Origin of the sequence: Bradyrhizobium sp. BRP19 (assembly GCF_020194195.1) — a bacterium.
Lineage (GTDB): Bacteria > Pseudomonadota > Alphaproteobacteria > Rhizobiales > Xanthobacteraceae > Bradyrhizobium > Bradyrhizobium yuanmingense.
In genome coordinates, this window is sequence record NZ_JADYVZ010000005.1 from 487,383 (window position 1) to 500,473 (window position 13,091).

A 13,091-nucleotide genomic window follows, 5' to 3' on the forward strand; every position below is an offset into this window, starting at 1 on the left:
CCGACGCAAGGCCGCTTGAAAGGCCAAATCAGCCCGCCTAACTTGCGCGCCAAATCGAGGAAACACGATGGCTCACGAAACCGCAACGCTCGCCGCCTATGTCTTCAATCTCAAGTACCAGGATATTCCGGCGGAGGTGCTGGAGCGCGCCAAGGTCCTGACGCTGGACTTCCTCGGCAGCGCCATCAGGGCGCGGCGCGAGGCGGAATCGACCCCGTCGATGCTGAAGATGCTGGAGGCGCTGGCGCTCGACACCAAGGGCGAGTCCACCGTGTTCGGCGATACCAAGACCTGGACGCCGGCGGTCGCGGCGCTGCTCAACGGCGCGCTCGGCCACTCCCTCGATTTCGACGACACCCATGCCGATTCCTCGCTGCATCCGAGCGCACCGGTGGTGCCGGCCGCCTTCGCCGTCGGCGAGATGGTGGGCGCCTCCGGGCGAGAGATGCTGACGGCGATCGTTGCTGGCTATGAGGTGTGCTGCCGGCTCGGCAATGCGCTCGATCCGACCTCGCATTACGCGCGCGGCTTCCACCCGACGGCGACGGCCGGCACCTACGGCGCAGCCGCGGCGGCGGGCAAGCTGTTCGGCCTGAGCGAGAAGCAGCTGATTGCCGCGTTTGGCGTCTCCGGCAGCCAGGCCGCGGGCTCGCTGCAATTTCTGGTCAACGGCGCCTGGAACAAGCGCTACCAGGTCGGCGCCGCCGCGATGAACGGGGTGATCGCCGCGACGCTCGCGCGCAACGATTTCGTCGGTGCGACGGAATCGGTCGAGGGCAAGCACGGCCTGCTCGCCGGCTACACCGACGATGCGCATCCCGACAAGGCAGTCGCCGAGCTCGGCAAGACCTACGAGACCATGAAGATTGGCGTGAAGCCCTATCCGAGCTGCCGCTACACCCATGCCGCGATCGACGCGCTGATCGCGATGCGGCGCGAGCACAATCTGACGCCGGACCAGGTCAAGCGCGTCGAGATCGGCCTGCACCGCAACGGCATCACGCTGACCGGCGACGCCGCGACCAAGCGGCACCCGCGCTCGATCGTCGGCGGCCAGTTCTCGATGTTCTTCACCGGCGCGCTCGCACTCGACCAGGGTTCATTCGGCTGGGACGATTACAACCGGCTCGGCGATGCCGCCATCGACGCGCTCGCCGACAAGTTCGACGTGGTGCAGGACGATCGCCTCGAGATCGGCCGCACCCATCCCTTCGGCGCGCGCGTGAGCATCACCACGGACGACGGCGTGCACGAGCGGCTCTACGCCGATCCGTCCGGAGAGCCGACCTCGTTCCCGGATACACAGGCGATGCAGCAGAAATTTTTGACATTGGCCCGCCCCGTGCTGAACGCGCGCGCGGAAAAGTTCGCGGACGCGATCATGACGCTGGAGCGGTTCGACCGCGTCGCGCAGGCAACGGAATTGGGGAGGTAAGTTCACCGCGGCGCTCCGCTTCCCCCCTGGAGGGTAAGAAGACCTCAATCCCCTCCCGCCAGCCTCCCCTCCGCGCGGGTTGCCGCCACCACATCGCGCACGAGGTCGAACACACCATCGACGTGCGGCGATGCGTTCGGGGAACGTCCGAGCCGCACGATCACCAGCTGCTCCGACGGGATCACGATGGTGTACTGCCCGATCGTGCCCTTGGCGAAGAAGGCATCGCGCGGCCAGCCGTGCTTCACGCGAAAATTTGCGCCAAAGCTGTCGCCCTGGTTGGTCCTGAAGCCGGCGCCGATGCCGACCCACGCATTCGGCGTGGCCGTCGCCGAATAGGTGACCCACCCTTCCGGCAGGATGCGTTTGCCACCGGCGACGCCGTCATTGAGATAGAGCTGGCCGAAGCGCGCCCAGTCGCGGGCGGAGGCGAGCATCTCGGTCGACCCCTCGATCGTGCCGGCGCCGTCGAGCTGGAGCACGACATGGCGCATGCCGAGCGGGGCGAACAATTCGCGGCGCGCAAAGCGCAGCGCGTCTTGCGGTGTGCCGCCGGCCGCATCGCGGATCAGACGCGAGAGAATGAGGGTGTTGCCGTCGTGATAATTCCATGCGGTGCCGGGCGCGGTTGCGAGCGGCATGCTCTCGGCATAGGCGGCCATGTCCTTCTCGGCGAATTTCATCCGGTTGACCGGCTCGAAGGCGGAGCCCAGCGAGGCCTGCAACGAGCTGCCGAGCGCGAGGCCCGCGGTGTGGCGCAGCAGCTGATCGACATTGATGGCATGGCGCGGATCGTCGGGATCCTTCCAGGCGGCGACCGGTGCGGGGCCGTCGAGCTTCAGCTTGCCCTGGCGCACCAGCACGCCGATCAGCGCCGAGACCACCGACTTGGTCATGGAGAAGCCGAGCAGCGGCGTCTCGGGGCCGATGCCGTCGGCGTAGCGTTCGGCGACGACGCGGCCGGCCTTCATCACGACGATGGCGCGGGTGCGGCGGTAAGGCGGCTGAGCGGGCTCGGCGAAGGCGCGGTCGAGCGCGGCGCCGAGCTCGGGGCTCTGCGGCGGCACGATCGCGGGGCCGGCGATCGCGGGAAGCAACGCGGGCCGCTTGTCGTCAGGCAGCGGCTCGACGGAGGCAATGCCAGCGCCGTGCTCAAGCGTGCAGCCGAGGCCCTCGCGATAGATGGCGTGGCTGCGGCCGAGGCCGAACAGCGTCACCGTGACATCCTTGCGGACGCGGTCGATTCTGTACTCCATCGCCCAGCTGATCAGGCCCGCTCCGGGCATGGCGTCGGTGGTCTCGGCGAAGTTGCGCCCGGGATCGAGGCCGGACACGAACGTCTCGGCGCACAGGATGTCGGCGACGAAGCCGGTCGCGACCTTCGGCACGTCGTGGGCTCGAGCCGCGCCGAGCGCGAGGCCGGCTGCGGCGATGGCGGAGGCGAAAAGGACGATCTTGCGGCGGCGGGTCACGGGCGTTCTCCGGCTGAGGCGTATGCCGGGGAGGAAGCGGGATGCGGGCGGGGGATGCTCGCCGGATTTGGAAAAGGGGTTGGTTAAAATCGGGGCGGGCTGGCCGATTTTGGAATAAGCGAGCTATTTCAGAGTGATACGAAAATGAGACAGCGATGGGTCTGCTCCCTCTCCCCGTTCTTACGGGGCCGCGACGAGCTTCGCTCGCGCTGAGAGGGTTGGGGTGAGGGGCCTCTCCGCACGCGAGACTGCCGACGGACCCGTACCCCCTCACCCGGATCGCAAGAGCGATCCGACCTCTCCGCGCAAGCGGGGAGAGGTAAAGAAAGATCAAGCCGCACTCGTCTTCAACCGCCGGTACTCGGTCGGCGTTACGCCTGTCACCGCCTTGAAGGCGCGGTTGAATGGTCCCAGCGACTGGAAGCCGGCGTCCATGGCAATGGTGATGACGGGGACCTCGGCCTGGGAGGGATCGGCGAGCGCGGCCTTGGCTTCCTCGATGCGGTGGTTGTTCAGGAACACATTGAAATTGCGATAGCCGAGCCGCTGGTTGATCAGGCGGCGCAGCCTGTATTCGGGAATCCTGAGCCGGCCCGCCAGCACACCGATGGTAATGTTCTCCTGGCGATAGATCCGCTCGTCCGCCATCAGGCGCATCAGGGCATCGATGAGTTTCTGGTCGGAGTCCTCGGCCAAAGGCTGGATCGGCGCGATCGCGGGTGCGGGCTCTGGCGCAATCGGAAACAGATCGGCGCCATCGACTCGCAACATTGCGTAGGCGATCGCGGCAACGATGCAGGCGAGCACGCCTGTATTGACGGTGTCGGCGACATCGCTCGCGCTGAAGGCAACGAGGATCTGGAGCAGCGCATTCAACCCGCCATAGAGTGCGGCGGCGCAGACGATGACGACGCGCAGGCGGCGGCGACGCTCGACCAGATCGGCGGACCACGATCCGATCGTCTGCACCACCGCGAGCGCGATGAAGCCGAGCACGATCAGGTTCACTGCCGTCACGGAGAACCGCGCGTTGCCGCCCGGCGCGATCCAGAGACATCCGACGAAGCTGAAGGCGGTCACCGCGGCCCAGATCAAACCATGCCACCAGCGTAACCGAAACTCGTCGTCGAACAGCGCGCGCGTGAACAGCCAGAACACGACGATGTTGCCGGTCGACAGTGCAATCAGCGGCGCGTGCCAGATTGGAACGAGCGACGACACGCCGATGGAATAGCTCCCGGCATGCGCCGCCGAGCCTAGCGCGAAGGCCGCGCCGAGGCGGGCCGCGAGCACATTGCGGAAATCGGAGAGCAATGACGCCGCCAGCACCAATAGCAGCGCGACGCTGGCAGCGCGGAAGGCAAGTTCGGTTGCGGCAAGGGTCATCGGCTGGGGCGAACGGTCGCGGTTGAAGGCAGCCGAACATCGTTCGTTGCGCCCGGTTTTTCAAGGACGATCCGCATGCAAGGGTTAGCGGAGCTTTGTCGCGACGGCGACGCCAAATCCTGCTAGCGTCGCGTTCAACAAAGCCAAAAGGAGTCCCCCATGAGCTGGCAGCCCTCGAACGATCCCGTGCTCGGCGATCCCATGTCCTGCGATGCGCTCGATCTCGTCATCGTGCCGCGCACGCGCGATCTCGGTGACGGGTTCGCGGTGCGGCGGGCGTTGCCGCACGGCAAGCGGCAGATGGTCGGGCCTTTCATCTTCTTCGATCATTTCGGCCCGGTACAGTTCGTCTCCGGCAAGGGCATGGACGTGCGGCCGCATCCGCATATCGGGCTTGCCACCGTCACCTATCTGTTCGACGGCGCAATCATGCATCGCGACAGCGAGGGCAACGTCCAGGAGATCGCTCCCGGCGCGATGAACCTGATGACGGCCGGGCGCGGCATCGCGCATTCCGAGCGCACGCCGGACGCGCAGCGCGCCTCGGGCCAGAAGATGCTCGGCCTGCAAAGCTGGATCGCGCTGCCGGCGGGCTCCGAAGAGATCGCGCCGTCGTTCCAGCATTATGCGGCAGGCGATTTGCCGATGATTTCCGAGCGCGACTTCACCGCGCGGGTGATTGCGGGCTCCGCCTTCGGCATCGCCTCGCCGGTGTCGATGGTCTCGCCCTGGTTCTACACCGAGGTCACGGCGCTCGCGGGCGCGAGCGTGCCGCTCGACCCCGATCATGAGGAGCGTGCGATCTATGTCGTCGACGGCGAGGTCGAGATCGCCAACGAGCGCTATGAGGGGCCGCGCCTGCTGATCTTCCGGCCCGGTGACCGCATCACCGTGAAGGCGCTGAAGGCGACGCGAATGATGTTTCTCGGCGGCGATGCGCTGGAAGGCCCGCGCCACATCTGGTGGAATTTCGTCTCCTCCAGCAAGGAGCGGATCGAGCAGGCCAAGCAGGACTGGAAAACCGGGCGCTTCGCCGCAGTTCCGCAGGAACACGAGTTCATTCCGCTGCCGGAATAGGCTAATCCGGTGTCCGGCCGCGCCATCAGACGCGGCCGGATGTCCTGTGCGAAGGCTTTGCCGATGACCACCATGCTCTCCAGCGACCTGCCTCTATCCAAGATCGGACGCGGCAAGGTGCGCGATATCTACGCCGTCGACGACGACCGCCTGCTGCTCGTCACCACCGACCGCATCAGCGCCTTCGATGTGGTGATGGGCGAGACCATCCCGATGAAGGGCGCGGTGCTGACCCAGATCAGCGCGTGGTGGTTCAATGAGCTCGAAGGCGTGGTGCCGCATCACATGATCAGCGCGGATACCGACGAGATCATTGCGGCCGTGCCGGCGTTGAAACCGCATCGCGCGGAGATCCTTGGCCGCGCCATGCTGTGCAAGCGCACCACCGTGTTTCCGATCGAATGCGTGATCCGCGGCTATCTCTCAGGCTCCGCCTGGAAGGAATATGCCGCGAGCGGCACGCTCGCCGGCGAGAAGCTGAAGGCCGGCCTCATCGAGAGCGAGAAGCTGGAGCCCGCGATCTTCAGCCCGGCGACCAAGGCCGAGAGCGGCCATGACGAGAACATCACCATCGCGAAGATGCGCGCGGTGGTCGGCGACGAGGTGGCCTACACGCTGGAGAGCATGACGCGCGCGATCTACACGCTCGGCGAGGAGCTCGCCCGCGAGCAGGGCATCATCATCGCCGACACCAAGTTCGAGTTCGGCCGCGACAAGGACGGCCGCATCATCCTGATCGACGAGGTGATGACGCCGGACTCGTCGCGCTTCTGGGCGGTGGACGCCTACAAGCCGGGCCAGCCGCAGGCGAGCTTCGACAAGCAGCCGCTGCGCGACTATCTCGACGTCGAGCGCCGCGCCGGCCGCTGGAACGGCGACGCCCCGCCGCCGCCGCTGCCGGCCAGCGTGGTGGACGCGACCAGCAAGCGGTACTTGGAAGCGTATCGGCGCGTGACGGGGACAGAGCTGAAGATTTAGGCGCGACTGTCGCGTCTCGCTCCGTCATTGCGAGCGCAGCGAAGCAATCCAGAGTGTTTCCGCGGAGGGATTCTGGATTGCTTCGCTGCGCTCGCAATGACGTGGAGAGGCCGGTCGGCCTCTCCAACATCTCCGCCTGGCTCGCATTCGTGCTGATGCGAGCGAGCCGCTCACACCCCCGCCATCATCACGTATTTGATCTCGACATATTCTTCCATGCCGTGACGGGAGCCTTCGCGACCCAGGCCGCTTTCCTTGACGCCGCCGAAGGGCGCGACCTCGGTGGTGATGAGGCCGGTGTTGACGCCAACCATGCCCGACTCCAGCGCTTCGGCGACGCGCCAGACGCGGCCGAGATCGCGGGAGTAAAAGTACGACGCAAGGCCGAACGGCGAGGCGTTGCACATCGCGATGACGTCCGCCTCGTCCTTGAAGCGGATGACGGGCGCGAGCGGGCCGAAGGTCTCCTCCTGCGACACCAGCGAATCTGGCTTGACGTCGGCGAGCACCGTCGGCTCGAAGAAGGAGCGGCCGAGCTCGCTGCGCTTGCCCCCGGTGACGACCTTGGCGCCGCGCTTGACGGCATCGGCAATGTGGCGCTCGACCTTGTCGACCGCCTTCATGTTGATCAGCGGGCCCTGCGTCACGCCGCTCTCGGTGCCGTCGCCGATCTTCATTGCCGCGACCTTTTTCGACAGCTTCTGCACGAACTCGTCGTAGATCTTGTCCTGGGCGTAGATGCGGTTGGCGCAGACGCAGGTCTGGCCCATGTTGCGGTATTTCGAGACGATCGCGCCTTCGACCGCGGCGTCGATGTCGGCGTCGTCGAATACCATGAAGGGGGCGTTGCCGCCGAGCTCGAGGCCGAGCCGCTTCACGCCGACCGAGGCCTGTTGATAGAGGATCTTGCCGACGGCGGTGGAGCCGGTGAAGCCGACGAAGCGCACCGCCGGATGCTCGCACAGCACCTTGCCGATCGGCGGCGCATCGCCCGTGATGATGTTGAGCACGCCCTTGGGGATGCCGGCCCTCTCGGCAAGCACGGCCAGTGCCAGCGCCGACAGCGGCGTCTCATTGGCGGGCTTGAGCACCACGGTGCAGCCGGCCGCCAGCGCCGGCGAGACCTTGCGGGTGATCATCGAGTTCGGAAAATTCCACGGCGTGATCGCACCGCAGACGCCGATCGGCTGCTTGATGGCGAGCAGGCGCGCATCGGGCCGCTGGGTCGGGATGGTCTCGCCATAGACGCGCCTCGCTTCCTCGGCGAAGAACTCGATATAGGCGGCGCCGATATCGACCTCGCCGAGCGCCTCGGTGAGCGGCTTGCCCTGCTCGGAGGTGAGGATCAGCGCGAGGTCTTCGCGGTTCGCGGTGATCAGCTCGAACCATTTGCGTAAGGTGTTGGAGCGCTGCTTGGCCGTGTGCTTGGCCCAGGCCGGAAAGGCGCGCTCGGCGGCTTCGACCGCCCGGGTGGTGTCGTCAGCGCCAAGCTGCGGCACCTTGGCGAGCTCGACGCCGGTGGCGGGATTGTTGACGGGGAAGACCGGCGTGCCGACCCAGGCGCCGTCGATGTAGCAGGCCTCCTTCAGCAGTGAGGGGTCCTTCAACCGGTCGCGCAGGGTGGCGGTGGCTTGCGGGGCGCGTGCGGCGGCGGTGGTAGGTGTCATGGCGTTTCTCCCTGGCGGCGATCGGATCGGCCGCAATATAGGGACAGACGGTACGCAATGCACCGCCCTGCAAACGCACGTCAGATGGCAGCTAAACTGGCAGCGGCCTTAGGCCGCGCCGCTCATATAGGTCTCGCGGCGGCCGATCATGCGCTCCGCGGCGGCCTTGGCATCCGCTTTCGTGGACGTCGCGCAGGTCCGGTACTCTAAATCGGGGACTGACGAGGTGTCGCGGCGACCGAACCATGACTTCGAGCCGACCGGCAGCAGCGCCAGCGCCTGCGCCAGATTGTCCACCGCCCCGAAGGAATAAAGGGCGCCGGTACCGGCGACGCGGACCTCGTAGATCCCCGGCGAAATCGGCGCCTCCAGGTTCTCGCCACGTCCCGGACGGGGATAGCGCTTCCATTCGCTCCAGGTCGAAATCATCTGAGGTCCCCCTCGCCGCCCATCCACGGCCTGCACATTTGCATCAAGTCTTAACGGCTCGTCGATCGGGCCGGGTGCTGAACGCGGCAGCTCACGAAATGTTTCAGGGGTTCAGAACCACGAAGCATATCGCGAGAAACCCATCCGAGGTGAGGCGAGACACGTCGATCCACCGCAGATTGTAAAAGAGCGTACGCGCTCAGCCTCGTTGTCGTCCTGCGTTGGATCAAGACCGTCAAGTCACGACATCGCGACCGGTGCAGGTCCATAGATGGCGCTTGCCGCGCCGGAGATCCGGGAAGACAATCGATCACTTCCAACAATAATCAAACCCGAGGAAACGCCATGCAAAGCCAAGCACAGATCGATGAGATTCTGCGTCAGAAGAGCGAGACCAAGGAGATTCCGGGCGTCGTCGCCATCGCGGCCAGCGGTCAAGACGTGCTGTATCAGGGCGCGTTCGGCAAGCGCGATCTGTCCAAGCCCGATGCGATGAGTGTCGACAGCGTGTTCTGGATCGCCTCCATGACGAAGGCGGTGACCACAGCGGGCGCCATGCAGCTGGTTGAGCAGGGCAAGCTGTCGCTGGATGCGCCGATCGGCGATGTCTTGCCGGAGCTCGCCAATCCGCAGGTGCTCGAAGGTTTTGACGCCAATGGCGAGGCGAAGCTGCGCCCGGCCAAGGGGCCGATCACGCTGCGCCAGCTCATGACCCACACCGCCGGCTTCTGCTACAACATGTGGAACGGCGATCTCGCGGTCTATCTGGACAAGAACGGCATTCCAGCCATCACCACCTGCCAGAACGCGGCGCTGAAGACCCCGATCATGTCCGATCCCGGCACGCGCTGGGAATACGGCACCAACATCGATTTCGTCGGCAAGGCGGTGGAAGCGGCCAGCGGCAAGCGGTTGGATGCTTACCTGCGCGACAATCTGTTCGCGCCGCTCGGCATGCGGGACACCGCTTTCAAGATCAGCGACGACATGCGCAAGCGGCTGGTGGGCATGCATGCGCGCGGCGAGGACGGCCAGCTGGCAGCGATCCCGTTCGAGCTGGAGCAGGAGCCGGAATTCCACATGGGCGGCGGCGGGCTCTATTCGACGGCGGCCGACTACATCAAGTTCACCCAGATGATCCTCAACAAGGGCCGCGGCAACGGCAACCAGGTGCTGAAGGCCGACACGGTCGCGACGATGGGGCAGAACCACATCGGCGATCTCGCTATGGGCAAGATGACGACGGCGGCGCCGATGTACACCAACGACGTCGATCTCTATCCTGAGCAGGTGAAGAAGTGGGGCCTCAGCTTCATGATCAACACCGCCAAGACCGCCGAGGGCCGCAGCGCCGGCAGCCTCGCCTGGGCAGGCCTTGCCAACACCTATTACTGGATCGATCCGGCGCGCAACGTCACCGGCGTCATCCTGATGCAGCTGCTGCCGTTCGCGGATGCGAAATGCCTGGAGGCGTTCGCGGGCTTTGAGCGCGGCGTTTATGCCGGGCTCGATGCTGCCGGAAGCGGGCAGAAGGCGGCGTGACTCGCAACCTCTCACCTGACGTCATGGCCGGGCTTGTCCCGGCCATCCACGACTTGCCACGCGGCACAAAGAACGTGGATGCCCGGGACAAGCCCGGGCATGACGACGGGTAGAGTGTGCCGATCATCACTCACGAAAGGATTTCGACTTGGCGGACAAAGCGGACAGCTACGTTTGCGGCATCTCGGACGCGCCGCTGCTCGGCCACACGATCGGCCGGAGTCTCGACCAGGCCGCGCAGCGCTGGTGCAATCGCGAAGCGCTGGTCTCGCCCAGCCACGGGGTGCGATGGACCTGGTCGGAATTCGCCGAACGGGTCGATGCGCTCGCCGCCGGCTTTCTCGCGCTCGGACTCGAGCGGGGCCAGCGGATCGGCATCTGGTCGCTGAACCGACCGGAATGGACGCTGACCCAGTTCGCCGCCGCCAAGGCCGGCCTGACCCTGGTGACGATCAATCCTGCCTATCGCCTGAGCGAGCTGGAATTTGCCCTTCGCAAGGTCGGCTGCGCGGCGATCGTCACCGCGACGACGTTCAAGACCAGCAACTACATGGAGATGCTCAACACGCTATTGCCGGAGCTGTCATCCGCCAGGCCCGGACAGCTGCAAGCGGCACGGCTGCCGGCCCTCCGCAATGTCATCCAGATCGGCGGCCCGGCCGCACCGGGCACAATTGCCTTCGACGAGGTCGCGCAGATGGGTGGCGACCGGCACCGTCAGCAATTGGCCGCGCTCGGCGCCGAGCTGCAGTTCGACGATCCCGTCAACATCCAGTTCACCAGCGGCACGACCGGATCACCGAAGGGCGTGACGCTGACCCACCACAACATCCTCAACAACGGCTATTTCGTCGGCCGCGCGATGCGCCTCACCGAGCAGGACCGCATCTGCATTCCGGTGCCGCTCTATCATTGCTTCGGCATGGTGATGGGCAACCTTGCCTCCGTGACGCTCGGCGCCACGATGGTCTATCCCGGCGAGGGTTTTGACCCGCTCGCGACGCTGCGCACCATCGAGCAGGAGAAATGCACGGCCCTCTACGGCGTGCCGACGATGTTCATCGCCGAACTTGATCACCCCGAATTCGCCGGCTTCGACCTGACATCGCTGCGGACCGGCATCATGGCCGGCGCGCCCTGCCCTATCGAGGTGATGAAGCGCGTCAACACCGAAATGAACATGCGCGAGGTCACCATCGCCTATGGCATGACCGAGACCAGCCCGGTCAGCTTCCAGAGCGCAACCGACGATCCGCTCGAGCGGCGCGTCTCCACGGTCGGCCGCATCCACCCGCATGTCGAGGTCAAGGTCGTCGACCTCGAAGGCAAGATCGTCAAGCGGGGCGAACGCGGCGAGCTCTGCACCCGCGGCTACAGTGTCATGCTGGGCTATTGGGAGGAGAAGGAAAAGACCGCCGACGTGCTCGACGCCAACGGCTGGATGCACACCGGCGACCTCGCCACCATCGACGACGAGGGCTATTGCAACATCGTCGGCCGCATCAAGGACATGGTGATCCGCGGCGGCGAAAATCTCTATCCGCGCGAGATCGAGGAGTTTCTATATCGCCATCCCAAGATCCAGGACGTACAGATTTTTGGCGTCGCAGACACCCGCTACGGCGAAGAGCTCTGCGCCTGGATACGCGTCAGAACGGGCGAGCAACTAACGGCTGAGGAAGTACGTGCCTTCTGCGAGGGCCAGATCGCCCACAACAAGATCCCGCGCTACGTCGAGTTCGTCGACGAGTTTCCGATGACCGTGACCGGAAAGATCCAGAAATTCCTGATGCGGGACGCGGTGGAGCAGCGGCTGGGATTGAAGGCGGCGAAGACGGCATGAGTGTCGAACGCTCGCGCAACACTGACGGTGTCATTCCCCGCGAAAGCGGGGAATCCAGTACGCCGTGGCTTTTCCGTAACCCGCTGACGCTTCTGGAATACTGGATCGCCCGCCTTCGCGGGCGATGACACCGGTGAATGAGGGTCGCGATGACCGCGTGAGAGCGGGACCCTACCCCGTCAACCCGCGCTGCTCGGCCAGCTCCTTCAGCGAGACAAGCGGGCGGGCGCCGATGTGCTGGATGACTTCGGCGGCGGCGAGCGCGCCGAGCTCGCCGCACTGCTTGTAGCCGAAATTGCGCGCGAGGCCGTAGAGGAAGCCGGCGGCGAACAGGTCGCCGGCGCCGGTGGTGTCGACCACCTTCTCGACTGGGAAGGCCGGCGCTGCGACCGCGTCTTCCGACGACACCACCATGCAGCCCTTCTCGCTGCGGGTGACCACACCGAGATTGACGTCGTTGCGCAGCTGCTTCAGCGCGGTGTCGAAGTCCGAGGTCATGTAGAGCGAGTGCAGTTCGGACTCGTTGGCGAACACGATGTCGACGGTGCCGCCCCGCATCAGCGAGAGAAACTCGTCGCGATAGCGATCAACGCAGAAGGAATCGGACAGCGTCAGCGCCACCTTGCGCTTGGCGTCATGGGCGATCTTGGCCGCCTTGACGAAGGCCTCCTTGGCGTTCTTGGGGTCCCAGAGATAGCCCTCGAGGTAGACGATGCCGGCGCCGGCAATCTCGGCCGGGTCGATGTCGGCGGGCGACAGGTCCTGCGCCGCGCCGAGATAGGTGTTCATGGTGCGCTCGCCGTCGCCGGTGACCAGGATGTAGGAGCAGCCGGTGGCGGGGCCGTCCTTGGCGGCCGGCGTGTTGAAGGCAACGCCGGCGGCGCGAATGTCGTGCACGTAGAGCTTGCCGATCTGGTCGTCCTTGACCTTGCCGACATAGGCGGCGCGTGCCCCCAGGCTGCCGATGCCGACGATGGTGTTGGCGGCCGAACCGCCCGAGACCTCGGTCGCCGGACCCATGTCCTTGTAGATGGCGGCCGCGCGCGCCTCGTCGATCAGCGACATGCTGCCCTTCGCCATGCCATGCTTGGCCAGAAAGGCCTCGTCGGTCCGAACCAGCACGTCGAACAGCGCGTTGCCGATGCCGAGAACGTCATATTTCACGTCAGCCATTCACCTTGATCCTGTTTGCCGGATTGCGATCTAACCGGAAATCCGCTTCCTGTCGGCCTGAAATCCAAGCTCGCGGCCTATCACGACCG

Annotated in this window: 10 protein-coding genes; 5 read left to right on the forward strand and 5 right to left on the reverse strand. The window is 65.5% G+C overall.

Going from position 1 to position 13,091, the window contains the following annotated elements:
- Positions 1–67 precede the first annotated feature (67 nt).
- The gene (locus I6F36_RS19735; protein ID WP_225171979.1) at positions 68–1,435 is read left to right on the forward strand and encodes an MmgE/PrpD family protein; all 1,368 of its coding nucleotides are present in this window, start codon (positions 68–70) and stop codon (positions 1,433–1,435) included.
- Positions 1,436–1,479: 44 nt separating this feature from the next.
- Here the strand turns inward: I6F36_RS19735 and I6F36_RS19740 are convergent, their stop codons facing one another.
- Positions 1,480–2,907, reverse strand: coding sequence for a serine hydrolase (locus I6F36_RS19740; protein WP_225171980.1), 1,428 nt, complete (start codon positions 2,905–2,907; stop codon positions 1,480–1,482).
- 330 nt (positions 2,908–3,237) lie between these two features.
- Positions 3,238–4,293: a helix-turn-helix domain-containing protein gene (locus I6F36_RS19745; RefSeq protein WP_225171981.1), complete on the reverse strand. Its 1,056-nt coding sequence runs from the start codon at positions 4,291–4,293 to the stop codon at positions 3,238–3,240.
- A gap of 159 nt (positions 4,294–4,452) precedes the next feature.
- Between I6F36_RS19745 and I6F36_RS19750 the strand changes: the two genes are divergently transcribed.
- Together I6F36_RS19750 and I6F36_RS19755 are read left to right on the forward strand one after the other, a co-directional pair.
- The gene (locus tag I6F36_RS19750) at positions 4,453–5,370 is read left to right on the forward strand and encodes a pirin family protein (RefSeq protein ID WP_036024106.1); all 918 of its coding nucleotides are present in this window, start codon (positions 4,453–4,455) and stop codon (positions 5,368–5,370) included.
- A gap of 63 nt (positions 5,371–5,433) precedes the next feature.
- Entirely contained in the window at positions 5,434–6,348 is a 915-nt protein-coding gene (locus I6F36_RS19755) for a phosphoribosylaminoimidazolesuccinocarboxamide synthase (RefSeq protein WP_225171982.1), read from the forward strand.
- A gap of 170 nt (positions 6,349–6,518) precedes the next feature.
- On the opposite strand, the gene I6F36_RS19760 is transcribed toward I6F36_RS19755, so the two are convergent.
- Both I6F36_RS19760 and I6F36_RS19765 read right to left on the reverse strand, forming a co-directional pair.
- Positions 6,519–8,015 carry an NAD-dependent succinate-semialdehyde dehydrogenase gene (locus I6F36_RS19760; protein ID WP_225171983.1) on the reverse strand — a complete coding sequence of 499 codons (1,497 nt, stop codon included), beginning with the start codon at positions 8,013–8,015 and terminating at the stop codon, positions 6,519–6,521.
- A 108-nt stretch (positions 8,016–8,123) separates the two neighbouring features.
- Complete coding sequence (locus tag I6F36_RS19765) at positions 8,124–8,444, reverse strand: hypothetical protein (protein ID WP_036002694.1); 321 nt, start codon at positions 8,442–8,444, stop codon at positions 8,124–8,126.
- A gap of 345 nt (positions 8,445–8,789) precedes the next feature.
- Between I6F36_RS19765 and I6F36_RS19770 the strand changes: the two genes are divergently transcribed.
- Together I6F36_RS19770 and I6F36_RS19775 are read left to right on the forward strand one after the other, a co-directional pair.
- Positions 8,790–9,986 (forward strand): serine hydrolase, encoded by a 1,197-nt coding sequence (locus I6F36_RS19770; protein ID WP_225171984.1) that lies wholly within the window; start codon positions 8,790–8,792, stop codon positions 9,984–9,986.
- A 148-nt stretch (positions 9,987–10,134) separates the two neighbouring features.
- On the forward strand, positions 10,135–11,829 hold the full coding sequence (locus I6F36_RS19775; RefSeq protein ID WP_225171985.1) for an AMP-binding protein: 1,695 nt from the start codon (positions 10,135–10,137) through the stop codon (positions 11,827–11,829).
- A gap of 171 nt (positions 11,830–12,000) precedes the next feature.
- On the opposite strand, the gene I6F36_RS19780 is transcribed toward I6F36_RS19775, so the two are convergent.
- Entirely contained in the window at positions 12,001–13,002 is a 1,002-nt protein-coding gene (locus tag I6F36_RS19780; protein ID WP_036002704.1) for an adenosine kinase, read from the reverse strand.
- Positions 13,003–13,091: the final 89 nt, after the last annotated feature.